General features: G+C 58.5%; 15 protein-coding genes and 1 pseudogene. All 16 read left to right on the top strand.

Annotated elements, in window-relative coordinates; translation table 11 throughout:
- Positions 1-37 precede the first annotated feature (37 nt).
- Positions 38-505 (top strand): annotated as a pseudogene (locus tag NITMOv2_RS24965) (hydrogenase maturation protease); the annotation flags it as partial.
- 584 nt (positions 506-1,089) lie between these two features.
- Positions 1,090-2,106 (top strand): tetratricopeptide repeat protein, encoded by a 1,017-nt coding sequence (locus tag NITMOv2_RS07530; RefSeq protein WP_053379278.1) that lies wholly within the window; start codon positions 1,090-1,092, stop codon positions 2,104-2,106.
- A 45-nt stretch (positions 2,107-2,151) separates the two neighbouring features.
- The gene (locus NITMOv2_RS07535) at positions 2,152-2,376 is read left to right on the top strand and encodes a hypothetical protein (protein ID WP_053379279.1); all 225 of its coding nucleotides are present in this window, start codon (positions 2,152-2,154) and stop codon (positions 2,374-2,376) included.
- A gap of 14 nt (positions 2,377-2,390) precedes the next feature.
- The gene (locus NITMOv2_RS07540) at positions 2,391-2,615 is read left to right on the top strand and encodes a hypothetical protein (RefSeq protein WP_053379280.1); all 225 of its coding nucleotides are present in this window, start codon (positions 2,391-2,393) and stop codon (positions 2,613-2,615) included.
- Between the two features lie 5 nt (positions 2,616-2,620).
- Positions 2,621-3,505 carry a NifU family protein gene (locus NITMOv2_RS07545; protein ID WP_053382025.1) on the top strand — a complete coding sequence of 295 codons (885 nt, stop codon included), beginning with the start codon at positions 2,621-2,623 and terminating at the stop codon, positions 3,503-3,505.
- Between the two features lie 730 nt (positions 3,506-4,235).
- Positions 4,236-4,724: an NHL repeat-containing protein gene (locus NITMOv2_RS24215; protein WP_202967327.1), complete on the top strand. Its 489-nt coding sequence runs from the start codon at positions 4,236-4,238 to the stop codon at positions 4,722-4,724.
- The gene (gene hypF, locus NITMOv2_RS07555; RefSeq protein WP_053379281.1) at positions 4,721-7,123 is read left to right on the top strand and encodes a carbamoyltransferase HypF; all 2,403 of its coding nucleotides are present in this window, start codon (positions 4,721-4,723) and stop codon (positions 7,121-7,123) included. Before NITMOv2_RS24215 ends, hypF begins: the two co-directional genes overlap by 4 nt.
- A gap of 7 nt (positions 7,124-7,130) precedes the next feature.
- Entirely contained in the window at positions 7,131-7,421 is a 291-nt protein-coding gene (locus tag NITMOv2_RS07560) for a HypC/HybG/HupF family hydrogenase formation chaperone (protein WP_053379282.1), read from the top strand.
- A gap of 4 nt (positions 7,422-7,425) precedes the next feature.
- Positions 7,426-8,115 (top strand): D-sedoheptulose-7-phosphate isomerase, encoded by a 690-nt coding sequence (locus tag NITMOv2_RS07565; protein ID WP_053379283.1) that lies wholly within the window; start codon positions 7,426-7,428, stop codon positions 8,113-8,115.
- The gene (gene hypD, locus NITMOv2_RS07570) at positions 8,112-9,257 is read left to right on the top strand and encodes a hydrogenase formation protein HypD (RefSeq protein ID WP_053379284.1); all 1,146 of its coding nucleotides are present in this window, start codon (positions 8,112-8,114) and stop codon (positions 9,255-9,257) included. The genes NITMOv2_RS07565 and hypD overlap by 4 nt, the downstream gene beginning before the upstream one ends.
- Before the next feature lie 101 nt (positions 9,258-9,358).
- Positions 9,359-10,384: a hydrogenase expression/formation protein HypE gene (gene hypE / locus NITMOv2_RS07575; protein WP_187299444.1), complete on the top strand. Its 1,026-nt coding sequence runs from the start codon at positions 9,359-9,361 to the stop codon at positions 10,382-10,384.
- Positions 10,385-10,391: 7 nt separating this feature from the next.
- Positions 10,392-10,967: a hypothetical protein gene (locus NITMOv2_RS07580; protein WP_053379286.1), complete on the top strand. Its 576-nt coding sequence runs from the start codon at positions 10,392-10,394 to the stop codon at positions 10,965-10,967.
- Complete coding sequence (hypA, locus tag NITMOv2_RS07585) at positions 10,955-11,284, top strand: hydrogenase maturation nickel metallochaperone HypA (RefSeq protein ID WP_053379287.1); 330 nt, start codon at positions 10,955-10,957, stop codon at positions 11,282-11,284. Before NITMOv2_RS07580 ends, hypA begins: the two co-directional genes overlap by 13 nt.
- Entirely contained in the window at positions 11,284-12,114 is an 831-nt protein-coding gene (hypB, locus tag NITMOv2_RS07590; protein ID WP_053379288.1) for a hydrogenase nickel incorporation protein HypB, read from the top strand. Before hypA ends, hypB begins: the two co-directional genes overlap by 1 nt.
- Positions 12,108-12,803: a HoxN/HupN/NixA family nickel/cobalt transporter gene (locus NITMOv2_RS07595; RefSeq protein WP_083447854.1), complete on the top strand. Its 696-nt coding sequence runs from the start codon at positions 12,108-12,110 to the stop codon at positions 12,801-12,803. Before hypB ends, NITMOv2_RS07595 begins: the two co-directional genes overlap by 7 nt.
- Positions 12,804-12,825: 22 nt before the next feature.
- Entirely contained in the window at positions 12,826-13,938 is a 1,113-nt protein-coding gene (locus tag NITMOv2_RS07600) for an energy transducer TonB family protein (RefSeq protein WP_053379290.1), read from the top strand.
- Positions 13,939-14,204: the final 266 nt, after the last annotated feature.

The following is a 14,204-nucleotide window of genomic DNA, read 5'->3' on the forward strand; positions in this document are numbered from 1 at the left end:
TCGAGAAGGACTGGTCGTGCCGACTGTGGAGAATCTGATGCTGCCGACCAACAGGCTGGCTGTGATCGGCTGCGGCAATCTGAATCGAAGCGATGATGGGATTGGAGTCGTCGTTGCCCAGCGGCTGAAACAATGGTTGAATGACGCTCCTTGCGATGGTGTTGCCGTATTCGACGCAGGAACGGGGGGCATGGACGTCATGTTTCAGGCGCGCGGTGCCACCTCGCTCATCATCGTGGATGCCTGCGTGAGCGGCTCTCAGCCAGGTTCCATTTTCAAACTCCCCGGGCACGAACTCACCAATCGACCTGAGCCTGGCTACAGCCTGCACGATTTTCGGTGGGACCACGCTCTGTATACGGGACAGAAAATCTTCGGGGATGCATTTCCGCGCGACGTGACGGTCTACTTGGTGGAGGCAGCCAGCGTATCCTTGGGAGTTCAGCTCAGCCCGGTCGTGTCAACCGCGGTGGATCAGGTCGTGAACTGCATCAAAGAACACATTGGTCAGATGATGCGGGTGCCGAGGCAAGATTCATTCGCTGCGGAGACGACTCAAGCAGAGTCCGTCTCGCCATCGGAGGGCCCCCGCATTCAGATTCGCAGGGGGAACCTCTATCTAGAGGCCTCCGTGTACAAAAAATACTTGGCCGGGCTGGAGAGCGTGATCCTCCTTCGTCAGCAGGACAAGCTGTTGATCCTCCCGGTTCGCCATGCCGCGGCAGGGGGGTTGCTTTTGAAGGTCCGTAACCCACAGGGCGACCGGGTCGTGCATGCACGGGAGTTCCTTCGGGACCAAGGACTCGACGAGCAAGAGGAATGGACCCTGCGAGTACAGTGGAATAGCCGGTCTGCTGCGCTCGTTGCCGAGTGGCCATCCAGCCGTTAGCAGACACACACCATTCACCCCGTCTCAAAGCTGTTTGGTCGGAGGAAAACCTCTGCGATGCATCGTTCGAAAGAGGACTCGAGACGATATTGGAATATGCAAACTAAGTTTGCATATCGAATAAGTAGTTGACATCGGTTCTGAAGGGTTCGTAAACTGAATTCCTCACCGCACTCAGTGAAACCTCCACGCCACGGGGGATGATCGTGAGTACGCTCTCGGATGAACGCGTCAAAGCCGCACTCGCCGCAGTTGAGTCCCAGACAGTGACGGATCTCGAAAAAGTAGACATGCTGGTGGAGATTGCCATGGGTCTCCAGCAGAAGCCGCGCTTTGTCCAGGACCTGCATCATGCGGTGTCGCTCTATGACCGGGCATTGGCTCTGTGCCCGACACACGATCGTTTGCTCGCGGCGCGTATCCAAGCACGGAAGGCCACCGCGCTCAATGCTACCCCGCTTGAGGAACTGGACTTGGTTGAACAGGCGCGACAGCTCTTGGAGTCAGCTCTAGGTGAGTTGCAGCGAGAAGGTTCGAAGGAGGAAGTTGCCGAAACGGAGATGAATCTTGGACTCACGCTCCAGACGCTTGCCGCGAAGGGACGAGCGCGAATTTCCGATGCGATCGCGGCCTATCTGCGCGCGCTGCGCACCTTCACACGTGAGACGCATCCCACCGAATATGCCATTCTGCACAACAATCTCGCGACAGCGTACCTGTCGATGCCGATGGCCGAGCCCAACGCCAAGATGCGAGAAGCGCTCGCCGTCCAGTCGTTCGAAGAAGCACTCAAGGTGGTGACCCTCGTCGAGCAACCGGTCGAATATGCCATGCTCCAGAACAATCTGGGCAATGCACTGCAATATGCCTCGAGCAGTCACGGAGTGGAAAACAATCTCCGCGCCTTGGCTGCCTATGACGAAGCGCTCAAAGTCCGAAACCCAAAGGACACTCCGTTGGAATATGCCAACACGATCTCCAACAAAGCGAACGCGTTGCGCAACCTGCCTGATGACCCGTTGAAGCCTGAACGAGGCAATTGCGGCAACCTCCGACTAGCCAAACAATATTTCGAAGAGGCGAAATACATCTTTCACCGCTTTGGAGATATGGCCAAAGTGCAGCTGACTGTGGAGGTGCTGAGAGACCTCGAACAAGAACTTGGATCACCTCCGGATGTGGCGTTGACTTCCTTCACGAAGGGAGGCCTGGCGTAATCTGCCTGCGGGAGTGACGAAGGAGAAGAACAAAGGAGACAAACCATGCTGGGGAGCTTGGCTCAAGGAGAGATCACGTTCGGGACTGGCGTCATTTTATTGGTGCTGGCCTTGGTGTCGGGAGCCATCGGTGGCGCGATCGGTGGCATCATCGTGGGCGGGAAGGCGTTGGGAAATGAATTGGCGGCCATGATGGGGGCCTTTTTCGGCCCGATCGCGTCCATTCCTGGCGTGGCGGCGGCGCTGGTCATTCTGGCGTTGTTGCTCTAACTGGAGGCTCGACGATGTTCGACATGTTCTGGAACTCCGTGATCCTGTTCTTCAGAGGCAGACTATTTCAAGACCCGCGCAAGGTCATGCTGCTGGCTGGGTTAGGAATTGGTTTTGCGGCGGTCGCGGTCATCCTCTTGAGCAAGGTCGGCCTGCCATTATGGCTGGCAGTGGTGGCAGCCAGCTTCCTCGGCGGCGTGTTGCAGCCACGTCTGTTCCGTGATCTGAAGTATCGGTGAATACGATGGAGAAGCAGGAATCCACAGTTCTGGAAACTCAACCGACGCTCGCCTCATTGGTGAAAAGCATCAAGAGCCTCGAGGTTATCGTGGAGGGTTGGAACGATTCGCAACGCCTGACCGTCCAGGCACTGAGAAAGGCCATCGAGGATCTCCATAAGGAGGCATTCTCCCGCCTCATTCGAGGGATTAAGGCTGACCCCGCGGCGATTCCGGCCTTACGGCAAGCCGTGGGCGATGAAATCGTGTATGCGGTGCTGCGGCATCTGGGGTTACTGAAGCCCTCCCTCAACGAGCGGATCGAACGGGCTCTTGCCTCCGTGCGTCCTCTCCTGCAGGGTCACGGTGGGAACGTCGAGCTCGTGCGAGTGGACCCGCCCGACAGCGTTGAAATCAAGTTACTCGGCGCCTGTGATGGCTGTCCCGCGTCGGGTCTTACGCTGGCCGAAGGGATCGAGAAGGCCATCAGGGAACATTGTCCAGAAATCATCACGATCAAGAAGGTAAAGGGCATCCCACCCTCTTCCAATGTGAATGGGGCCTCAGTGTTCTTCGTCAGTCCGTTCGCAAGGAGTAGCGATGCGGGGTGGCAGTTCGCGGTTGAGTTGGCGGAGATTCCGGATATCGGAATCAAAGTCTTGGAGCTTGCCGGGCATTCACTCTTGTTCAGTCGGACCGATCAAGTCGTCACCTGCTTCGAGAATGCCTGCGCCCACATGGGAATGCCGCTCGACATGGGCCTGATAGCCGATGGGGTAATCACCTGTCCCTATCACGGATTTCGCTACGACTTGTCGTCCGGAGAATGTCTGACTGCACCCGAGGTGCAGTTGGTTTCCCATGCGGTGCGCGTGGTCGGATCGAAGGTGGAAGTGAAGCTGAGGAGCTAATCGCGTGACCCTCGCTGTGCGTATTTCTCAGCCGTGGCAGGCCCCACCGGCGGGTGATGAACGGCGTGCTCCAGTCCCCTTGTGGAGTGCAGAAGGACCGGTTGCCATGTTGGGTGATTGCCGGGATGCGCAGGGCTTCCCGGTTCCGGTCGCTCCGTCACCACGAACTCTGTTCGGTCCGCGCGGGTGCTGTTTAGTGGCTGAGAGTGGTCCTCTCTGGATTGCTGACACGGGGCACCACCGGCTACTAGGTTGGCGAAGCTGCCCCTGCGAGGACGGCGTGCCGGCGGACTGGGTGATCGGGCAACCTGACTTCTTCTCGGAAGGTCGGAACGCGAAGACCGATCCGGGCCCGACCACATTGAATGTGCCGACAGGCATTACCGCGTATGGAGACGGGCTAGCGGTTGCCGATGCCTGGAACCATCGGGTGCTGATTTGGCGCCGGCTCCCGCAGAACAGTCACTGTCCCCCGGATTTCGTCCTTGGGCAGGAGGACTTCGAGGAGGTCGCGATCAATAGGGGTCGATCGACTCCACGAGCCGACACACTGTACTGGCCCTCTGGTGTATCTGCCTGCGGAGAGGCGTTGGTGGTGGCAGATACAGGCAATCGACGCGTGCTGATCTGGTTCAGGCCGCCGGAGTGCAATGGCCAGCCGGCTAATCTCGTGTTGGGACAAACCAGGTTTGACCGGCGAGACGAAAACGGGGGTGGAGAGCCTTGTCTCATGAGCATGCGATGGCCCCACGCGATCACTCGGTGGGGTGATGCGCTTTGTGTGGCCGATGCGGGCAACAATCGGATCATGATTTGGGGCCGGATGCCGGCGGAGTCTGGCGCCGAGTGTCAGTGGGTCTTGGGACAGGCGGATTGCTCTCATGTCGATCACAACGGCGGGCACTACTGGCCGCACGCCGGCACTCTGAACATGCCGTATGGTCTAGCCGCCGCTGGCGACTGGCTGGTCGTGGCAGATACCGCGAATTCTCGACTCTTGGGTTGGCACAAGCAAGATCTTGCGACGGGGGCGAAGGCGCGAGCCCTGGCGGCCCAGCCGAATTTCGAGATGAAGGGCGATAACCAATGGTCGTTCCCTTCGCGCAACACGCTCTGTTGGCCCTACGGGCTTTCGATATGCGAGGGGCTGTTGGCAATCGCCGACAGCGGGAACAATCGGGTGATAATCCGTCCCCTGCATCGAGAGGTGTTGGGATGACCCCAGTACTGACCCTTCATCCAACAGAGCTTGCCGCGGTTACGATCCGTGTCCGTGGTCTTGTTCAGGGGGTTGGGTTTCGCCCTGCTGTGTGGCGTCTGGCACAGGAGCATCGGCTTCGAGGCCATGTTTTGAACGACGGGCAAGGCGTTCGAATTTATGCGATCGGAGCCCCGGAACAACTTCAGCGGTTCTTGACCGGTCTTCAGGAACATCCGCCGACGCTCGCGCGAATCGTTGAAGTCGTCTCTGAACCTGCCTCGTTGCAGGACATTCCACCTGGTTTCACGATCATTGAAAGCGGAGCCGGCGAAGTCACAACAGGGGTCGTGCCGGATGCCGCGACCTGTCACGAATGTTTGCGAGAGGTACTCGATCCCTTTGCACGGCGCTATCGGTATCCGTTTACCAACTGCACGCACTGCGGGCCGCGTCTGACGATTCAAGAGAAGATTCCCTACGACCGGTCCGGGACGACGATGAGCGGGTTTCCCATGTGTCCCTTGTGCGAAGCGGAATATCATGATCCCAGCGATCGGCGGTTCCACGCCCAGCCGATTGCCTGTCATGCCTGCGGCCCAAGGGTCTGGCTTGAACGGGCCGACGGGAAGCCGATCGCCCTCGATGCGTTGACGATGCTGGATGCGGTGGACGCAGCTTGTACCTTGCTTCAAAAAGGACGGGTGGTGGCGATCAAAGGACTTGGCGGCGTGCAGTTGGCCTGTGACGCGACCCAGGAAGAAGCCGTCTCCCGGCTCCGCCGTTTGAAGGCTCGGGAAGGGAAACCCTTTGCGCTCATGGCGCGCGACCTGCAGATCATCCGTCATTATTGTGAGGTCAGCGAGCAAGAGGTCGCGCTCCTCCGGAGCCCTGCGGCTCCGATCGTCATTCTAAAAACCCGAGCTGAAGTGAGTCTGGCCCCGAGTGTCGCGCCGGGGATACGCACGCTGGGTTTCATGCTGCCCAACACACCGCTTCATCATCTCATGCTCCGCCGCATGGATCGCCCGATCGTGCTGACGAGCGGAAACCGGTCCGATGAGCCGCAATGGATCGACAATGAGCAGGCCAAGGTTCATTTAGGGGAGATGGCTGAGTACTTCCTGCTGCATGATCGGGGAATCGCCCAGCGCGTTGATGACTCGGTCGCAAAAGTCATGGGGGGGACCGCACGAATGTTTCGACGCAGTCGAGGGTACGCCCCGGCGCCGGTGGTTCTTCCGCCGGGGTTTGACGAGGCACCACGGGTGCTGGCAATGGGCGGCGAGCTGAAGAACACCTTCTGTCTGATTCGAGACGGCCACGCGGTCTTGTCCCATCATATCGGGGACCTGGAAGATGCATTGACGCAAGCCGATTACAGACGGGCACTCGGACATTACCGGGAACTCTTCGCCCACGTCCCGCAGATGCTCGCCATCGACCGCCATCCCGACTACTTGTCCAGCAAGATCGGCAGAGAGATGGCCGCGGATCAAGACCTCCCCCTCTGCGAGGTCCAGCACCACCATGCGCATATTGCTGCCTGCCTGGCAGAGAACGGGATTCCCATTGATCATCCGCCGGTGCTGGGCATGGCACTGGACGGATTGGGCTATGGCGACGATGGCACGCTGTGGGGCGGCGAATTCCTGCTTGCTGATTATCGAACCTGCACGCGTGTGGGGACCTTCAAGCCCGTCCCGATGCTCGGCGGAGAGCAGGCCGTCAAAGAGCCCTGGCGCAACACCTATGCCCATCTCATGGCAGAGATGGGCTGGGCGCGGTTTGTAATGAACTACGGCGACTTGGATCTGTATCACTATCTCGCGCACAAGCCACGTGTCTCCCTTGACCAGATGATTGCCCGAGGAATCAACAGCCCCTCGGCGAGCTCCTGCGGACGACTGTTCGATGCCGTGGCCGCAGCCATGGGAATCTGTCGTGACCGGGTGAGCTATGAGGGCCAGGCCGCCGTGGAGCTTGAACAGGTGGTCGACCAGTCGGCATTGGAACAAGAAGATGTTGCCTTGGCCTATCCTTTCACGATTCCCTACTTGAAAGGTACCAAGCTGCCGTACATCGAACCACTAGCCATGTGGCAGGCCCTGCTCGGTGATTTGATCTTGAAAACGCCGCTCCCTGTCATGGCTGCGCGGTTCCACAAGGGGCTGGCCAAAGCGCTCTGTGCCATGGTGGATCAGGTGACGCGGCTGGAAGATGGGGGTCGGACGGTGCGAGAAGTCGCGTTGTCTGGTGGAGTCTTTCAGAACCAGGTCTTGTTCGAGTTCGTGAAGGGCAGATTGGAAGGGATGGGATTCCGTGTGCTCTCGCATGCGCAGGTCCCGACCAATGACGGCGGGCTCGCTCTTGGCCAGGCCGTGATCGCGGCAGCAAAGGCGAGCTCTCACAAGAAGTGAGGTCGATATGTGCTTAGGAATTCCGGGACGTATCGTGGAAATCAGCTATGCACAGCAGAAGCTGGCGACTGTGGATGTCGGTGGCGTCAGGCGGACCGTCAACATTGCCTGTATCGTGGATGAGGAGCATCCACCGGAATCCTGTGTGGGAGAGTGGGTGTTGGTGCATGTGGGGTTTGCGATGAGCCGCGTCGATCCGGAGGAAGCGCAGCGAACGATCGAATTGCTGACGCAACTCGGCGATATACAGGCCGAGGTCCAAGCGATGCGCACGTCCGGGCAGGCGCAAAGGGGGTGAACCTATGTCGTCGAAAGAGGTCTTGGAGGGGTTATATCCCTTCCTAAACGAGCAGGCGACCTCCCCGGTTCGCCTCGATCAGGAGTTGCTGGAATCCGTCCGTCTGAAAGCCGAACACAGTCTTGCCGTGAAGCGAACGTTCTTTGACGCGCATGGAGAACAGGTCGTCGCCGCCGCGAAATCCATTGCCGAGGTCTATCGCAGAAACGGCCGGTTGTTCGCGATGGGCAATGGAGGCTCGAGTTGTGACGCGGCCCATATCGCTGTGGAGTTTCTCCATCCCGTGACGGCTGGGCGCCCCGCGTTACCAGCGGTGAATCTGGACGCCGATGTCGCGATGCTGACCGCGGTCGGAAACGATGTGGGGTTCGATCACGTGTTCGTCCGCCAGGTGATTGCCCAGGCTCGTGCCGGCGACGGACTGATCGGCGTGAGCACCAGCGGGAACTCGGCGAATCTGGTGCGTGCGTTTGAAAAGGCGAAGGAGCTCGGCCTGACGACCATTGCCTTATCCGGAGGGAATGGCGGCGCGGTGGCCCGCTCATCGGCCGTGGATCATTGCCTTGTAGTGGAGACGGACAGCATTCACCGGGTCCAGGAGTGTCATGTGGCCATCTACCACATCCTGTGGGATCTGGTGCATACCCTCCTGGCCAACGAGCGGGGTTGGGCGGAACGAAAAGGTGCGGCATGAAATACGTCGATGAGTTCCGGGATCCGCAAAAGGCGCAATGGCTGCTCCGGGAGATCCGCTCGCTGGTCAGTCAGATCGAAGTCTGCCGAAGGCGGCCGCTGGGTATCATGGAAGTGTGCGGGGGACATACCCACACGATTTTCCGGTACGGCCTCAACAAGATGCTCCCAGAAGAAGTGGAGTTCATCCACGGACCCGGCTGTCCCGTTTGCGTGCTCCCTCGCGGCCGGGTCGATGACTGTGTAGGACTAGCCCAGCATCCGGAAGTCATCATGACGACATTTGGGGACGCCATGCGCGTCACCGGCTCGAAAAAGAGTTTGCTTCAGGCGAAGGCCGAAGGAGCAGACGTCCGCATGGTGTACTCACCGCTGGACGCGCTGAAAATTGCAAAGGCCAATCCGGGGAGGGAGGTGGTGTTCTTGGCGCTGGGGTTCGAGACCACGATGCCCAGCACGGCCTTCACAGTTCTTCAAGCTCAACGTGAAGGCATCTCGAATTTCTCGTTGTTCTGCAACCATATTACGATCATCCCCACCATCAAAGCGGTCCTCGATTCCCCCGACCTCCAAGTCGATGCTTTTCTCGGGCCTGGTCATGTCAGCATGGTGATCGGCACTCGGCCCTATCAATTCATTGCCGGCCACTATCGGAAGCCGATCGTGATCGCGGGGTTCGAGCCGCTCGACATCCTCCACTCGGTTTGGATGGTGCTGAAGCAACTGGCCGGCGGCCGCTGCGAGGTGGAGAACCAGTATCGGCGCGTCGTACCGGAAGCGGGCAATGCACAGGCGCTCGAGGCGATCCAGGCGGTGTTCGAGTTGCGGGAGTTTTTTGAGTGGCGCGGGCTGGGCTCCATCGATTACTCCGGCGTCCGCATGCGCTCCGCGTTTGCCGGTTTCGATGCGGAGCACAAGTTCTCGATGCCGAATGTGAAAATTGCCGATCCGACGTCTTGTCAATGTGGCGAAGTCTTGAAAGGCGTCATCAAACCGCCTCAGTGCAAGGTGTTCGGCACCGCCTGCACCCCGGAGAATCCTCTCGGATCTCTCATGGTCTCCACCGAAGGAGCCTGCGCAGCCTATTACAACTACGGCTGGATTGATCGGGAAAGCCTGAAACCAGCTAAAGTGCCAGCGTGATGCCGCTGGAGAGAAAAAGGTAGACCATGACTCGCACGTTGCTTGATCGAAAGCCGGGTGAATCCTCGGAGGCGAAGCCTCCTACGCAGTGGCTGGATCGCATGCGCGACAAGCACATCACCATGGCCCACGGAAGTGGCGGCAAGGCCATGCGGGAGTTAATCGAGCGCCTGTTTGTGGAGGCGTTCGACAATCCACTGCTCGCGGCGATGGAAGATCAGGCCGTTGTCCCGTTGGAGGGGCTGCGGCAACAGGGGACGAAGCTGGCTTTCACGACTGACAGTTATGTCGTGAATCCGCTCTTCTTCCCGGGGGGCAGCATCGGTGAGTTGGCGGTTCATGGGACGATCAACGATCTCGCCGTGAGCGGAGCCACCCCGCTGTTCTTATCCTGCGGGATGATCCTGGAAGAAGGGCTGTCGATCGACACGTTGGGACAAGTGGTGAGCAGGATGAGGGAGGCTGCCGCCCTAGCCGGAGTGTCCATTGTCACGGGCGATACAAAGGTCGTGGAGCGGGGTGCGGCCGACAAACTCTTCGTCAACACGGCCGGGATCGGGATCATCCAGCGGGACGTGGCGATCTCGGCGAGGCGAGCCTGCCCCGGAGACGTGGTCATCACCAACGGGAATATCGGCGATCATGGGGTGGCGATCTTGTTGGCTCGAAATGAACTTGCCCTTGAGTCTACGGTGGAGAGCGACACGCAGCCGCTACACGACTTGGTGCGGTTGATGCTTGAGGTCTGTCCAGACATCCATTGTCTGAGGGATGCCACGCGCGGGGGAGTGGCCACGGTGCTCAACGAATTTGCAGCCGCTTCACAGGTCGCGATCCACTTGGTCGAAGCGGCGATCCCGGTTCGAGAAAGTGTGCGAGGCGCCTGCGAGATCCTCGGGTTGGATCCTCTGTATTTGGCCAATGAGGGGAAATTGGTCGCGATCGTCCCACGTGAACAGGCTGATTCCATCGTGGATGCGATGCGCACTCATCCGGCTGGTCGGGACAGCGCGATTATCGGAGAAGTGAAAGAAACCCCGAATGGCGCGGTCCTGATGGCGACTGCGTTCGGCGGGTTGCGGGTCGTCGATACCCTGGTCGGCGACCAGTTGCCACGTATTTGTTGAGCGCACCATGCCGCCTCTGCGAATCGAGCAGGACAAGACGATCGACATCCGCGACCATGGGCGGCCGGAGCAGCTCGACTATGCCGGATTGCTGCGGTTTCACCAAGGCAAGGCGATCTGGGGTGCCAGTGTGACGTTTCGTGCCCTTCAACGTGCGGCACAATGCTTATCGGAGTCCGCTTTGTGGGATCGCCAATCACTCTGCGTGACGAGTGCACATCCTGGTCCAGGAGTGAGAGATGCAATCGAATACGTGACCCATTGCGTCAGCCGGGACCGCTATCGACTGACGGAACCGGAGCGGGAAGGGCATTGTCACAAGGGCATGCGGTTCGCCTGGTGGATCGATGATGGCGTGCGAAGCGTTGCCATCGCGTTGAGGGATGGGTTTGTACCGCAGACCTTCTTTGCCCTGGTGGACCGCATCGAGACACCGATGGAACGGCCTGATGATCAAGAGCGGCTTGAGCGGTTGAAGGAACGATTAACGGAGCGACTCTGGACGGAACCGTTGAATGACCTCTTCTACGTGACGGTCGACGCCGGCCGTCCCGAGAGGGCAGCGCGAACATGCACGAGCTGAGCCTTACTCGCAACATTGTCGCGATCGTCAGTGAGCGTGCAAACGGAGCCAAGGTCACTCAGGTGATATTGGAGGTCGGGAAGCTGAGCGCCGTGATTCCTGATGCGATCCGGTTTTGTTTTGACATCGTGGCCAAGGGCACGGTGCTGGAAGGTGCTCGGCTCGATGTGATCGAGATTCCCGGGCGAGGTCGATGCCGGGACTGTGGGAGTGAGCTGGAGTTGCGGCAGTTCGTGGAACGTTGCACCTGCGGCTCGGCGAATGTGGAACGGCTGGCGGGTGAGGAATTGACCATCAAACAAATGGTGACGGTCTGATGTGTACCACATGTGGGTGTTCGGATGATGCCGCGCCGCGGCTGACCGATGTAATGACGGGGCAGACGGTGGAGCTTCGATCTGATGCAGCGAGCCATGGGCATGAGCACGATCATGACCATCATCACGATCGTCATGAAGACCATGTGCACGTGGATGGAAAAACTATTGTCCTCCAGGAAGCGGTGCTCGCGAAGAACGATCGCCTGGCTGAGCGTAATCGCGGGTGGTTGCAGGGACGGCACGTCGTGGCACTGAATCTGGTGAGTTCGCCAGGTTCAGGAAAAACTACGTTATTGGAGCAGACGATCCGCGCGTTGAGTCACGAACTACGTATCCAGGTCATCGAAGGCGATCAGGCGACCGTGAACGATGCAGAACGAATCCGAAGCACCGGCTGTCGAGTCGTGCAGATCAACACCGGGGTTGGTTGTCATCTTGAAGCGGACATGGTGGCACGGGGATTGGAGCAGTTGGCTCCGGTGCCGGATTCCATCGTGATGATCGAAAACGTCGGAAATCTGGTGTGTCCTGCACTCTTTGATCTGGGGGAGCAGGCAAAGGTGGTCGTGCTCTCTGTGACAGAAGGGGAGGACAAGCCACTGAAGTATCCCCATATGTTCAGGGCTGCGCAGGTGCTGCTGCTGAATAAGATCGATCTGCTGCCGCATCTCTCATTTGATGTCACGCGCTGCATCGAGTACGCGAAGTCGGTCAATCCCCATCTGGAAGTCTTTCTGGTATCCGCGATCTCAGGAGAGGGCATGCAGAGCTGGTATAAATGGCTTCGAGCGCAAGTACAAGCGCTGGAAAGGGCAACTGCATGTTGACGCTCTTGGGCCTCGGCTTTCTGTTAGGGTTGCGCCATGCGTTCGAAGCGGATCATGCGGCGGCAGTCGCAGCCTTGGCAAGTTGCAGTCACTCGGTCGGTGAAACGGTCAGACAGGGAATCGCCTGGGGCATTGGGCATGCCCTGACACTCTTCCTCTTCTGTTCAGTCGTGCTGTCCCTGAACAGCATGGTTCCAGAGCGAGTGGCCTTGGCATTGGAGATGGCCGTCGGTGTGATGCTGATTGGATTGGGTCTGGATGTGTGGCGAAGGATCAGGCGAGATCGGCTCCACGTTCATATCCATGAACATGAAGCAGGGAAGTCCCATATACACATCCATGCGCATCGGAACGAAACGGATCGTGCTCAGCATCAGCACGCGCATCAAATTCCGTACCGTGCGTTACTCGTCGGCATGACACACGGGATGGCAGGCTCAGCGGCCCTCATTCTCCTCACACTCCATGCCACCCCATCCATTGCACTCGCCTTGACCTACATCATTGTTTTTGGTCTCGGCTCGATTCTTGGCATGGCCACGCTGTCTCTGGCTATTGCGATTCCACTCCGTCGATCAGCGCGATCCTTCGCATGGGCGTATGACGGAGTTCAGATTGCCATCGGAGGCATCAGCGTATTTCTCGGAGCCAGCATGCTGTACACCCAGGGGTCGGAATTCCTAGGCTGATGGAGACGAAGGATTCCATCTCATGGATAGGTTCCTGCCTGACCATGTTCACCTGAGGATTCACGCCTACGCCTGGCTTTGCTCATTGTTGTTCCATCTCGCTGTCCTCAGTGCTTCTGCCGAGTTCATCAGGCGCTTGACGCTCACGCCTGTAGCTGAACCGTTTCACTGGGAGGTGGCGCTCGTCAGCCTTTCTGCTAGAGCGACCGACAGTATTCCGGTCGAGAGTCTGAGTGCAGCCGAAGGCCAGCCGGATCTCCTCTCTGCTTCGAATTCATTGTCCCATTCTCCAACGGACCAAGGCATGCCGGACGTAACAGTTTCAGAGGTGAATAGGGCAGCACGATCATACCTGACGGCAGCATCGAAAAGAACTCAGCCGATTGTCTTACAGGAGCAATTCGCGGGACTCAGTCCGTCCCTAACCCAAGAAAGCAAACCTATCCCATCAACGGCCGAAGAGGCTCTCCCGCTACAGAGGAGGGAGCAGTCGATGGAGCGGGAGGAGAACGCATATTCTATTCATGAGCAGCCTGCTCTGCCGGCAAGCCAGGCTAATGAAGAACGTCCTAAGGCCGTCGAGCAGGCGACGCTTGTGAGTGCATCGTCATCACCTCCGATCGTTTCTACTGCTCCCTCCCAGGTCAGAGAGGAAATGACGGAGCAAGCACCTCTGGAAACTGCGACAAGTGCGGAACCAATCCACCATTATGGTCATCAGTCACATGAGCCGGCTGGAGCTGAGAGAGATTCCGGGCGAGCCATAACCAACCAACTGGCCTCTTTGCCTGCTCAGGTCCAAGATCTTTCTTCGGGAATGCCCATCGCACGACCGGTCGCACGCGACTATGGGTGGTTGCAGAGTACTCTGTTCAACAGGCTTGAACACCTTAAGCGTCAGTCGCGCCCCCTTTTGGATGTTTCGGGAAGAAAGAAGGTATTGTTGCGAGTGGTCATTCTTGAGGGCGGTGATCTTGGTGAGCTGAAAATAGAACGAAGTTCCGGAGAGGATCGTCTCGATCAAGAGGCTCTACGCCTGGTGCAGCTGGCCTTTCCCATTCCCTTAGACTACGCCTTGGGTCGACCCCAAGTGGTTGTCCGTATCCCTATCAGCTATAGCCTCTCGTCGGACTGAGATGAGCGATTGGCGCCTGGTGGATGCGAGACTACAGGTAAAGATGCGAGAGATTGCGCGAGTTTTAATGTGCTATAGTCAGCCGGAGAGTAGTTGGTCACTCCCAGATTTGTGGTAACCGTTGCGGGCGTATCGTTTCGGTCCTGACAAGCAAGGAGAACTACCATGAAGGGTTCGCATCAACATAAGCATGAGCACAGTCACTCGCATACCCACGGGTCATCACTCAGTCACTCCCACAAGCATGTTCATCTGCATGCCCATGA

Source organism: Nitrospira moscoviensis, from assembly GCF_001273775.1.
Lineage (GTDB): Bacteria > Nitrospirota > Nitrospiria > Nitrospirales > Nitrospiraceae > Nitrospira_D > Nitrospira_D moscoviensis.

Bases quoted from the DNA above. Each gene is read 5' to 3' on its own strand.
- NITMOv2_RS07580 (WP_053379286.1), top strand. From the start codon at position 10,392: ATGCCGCCTCTGCGAATCGAGCAGGACAAGACGATCGACATCCGCGAC.
- NITMOv2_RS07565 (WP_053379283.1), top strand. From the start codon at position 7,426: ATGTCGTCGAAAGAGGTCTTGGAGGGGTTATATCCCTTCCTAAACGAG.
- NITMOv2_RS07595 (WP_083447854.1), top strand. From the start codon at position 12,108: ATGTTGACGCTCTTGGGCCTCGGCTTTCTGTTAGGGTTGCGCCATGCG.
- NITMOv2_RS07535 (WP_053379279.1), top strand. From the start codon at position 2,152: ATGCTGGGGAGCTTGGCTCAAGGAGAGATCACGTTCGGGACTGGCGTC.
- NITMOv2_RS07530 (WP_053379278.1), top strand. From the start codon at position 1,090: ATGATCGTGAGTACGCTCTCGGATGAACGCGTCAAAGCCGCACTCGCC.
- NITMOv2_RS24215 (WP_202967327.1), top strand. From the start codon at position 4,236: ATGAGCATGCGATGGCCCCACGCGATCACTCGGTGGGGTGATGCGCTT.
- NITMOv2_RS07540 (WP_053379280.1), top strand. From the start codon at position 2,391: ATGTTCGACATGTTCTGGAACTCCGTGATCCTGTTCTTCAGAGGCAGA.
- NITMOv2_RS07545 (WP_053382025.1), top strand. From the start codon at position 2,621: ATGGAGAAGCAGGAATCCACAGTTCTGGAAACTCAACCGACGCTCGCC.
- hypE (WP_187299444.1), top strand. From the start codon at position 9,359: ATGCGCGACAAGCACATCACCATGGCCCACGGAAGTGGCGGCAAGGCC.
- hypF (WP_053379281.1), top strand. From the start codon at position 4,721: ATGACCCCAGTACTGACCCTTCATCCAACAGAGCTTGCCGCGGTTACG.
- NITMOv2_RS07600 (WP_053379290.1), top strand. From the start codon at position 12,826: ATGGATAGGTTCCTGCCTGACCATGTTCACCTGAGGATTCACGCCTAC.
- NITMOv2_RS07560 (WP_053379282.1), top strand. From the start codon at position 7,131: ATGTGCTTAGGAATTCCGGGACGTATCGTGGAAATCAGCTATGCACAG.
- hypA (WP_053379287.1), top strand. From the start codon at position 10,955: ATGCACGAGCTGAGCCTTACTCGCAACATTGTCGCGATCGTCAGTGAG.
- hypB (WP_053379288.1), top strand. From the start codon at position 11,284: ATGTGTACCACATGTGGGTGTTCGGATGATGCCGCGCCGCGGCTGACC.
- hypD (WP_053379284.1), top strand. From the start codon at position 8,112: ATGAAATACGTCGATGAGTTCCGGGATCCGCAAAAGGCGCAATGGCTG.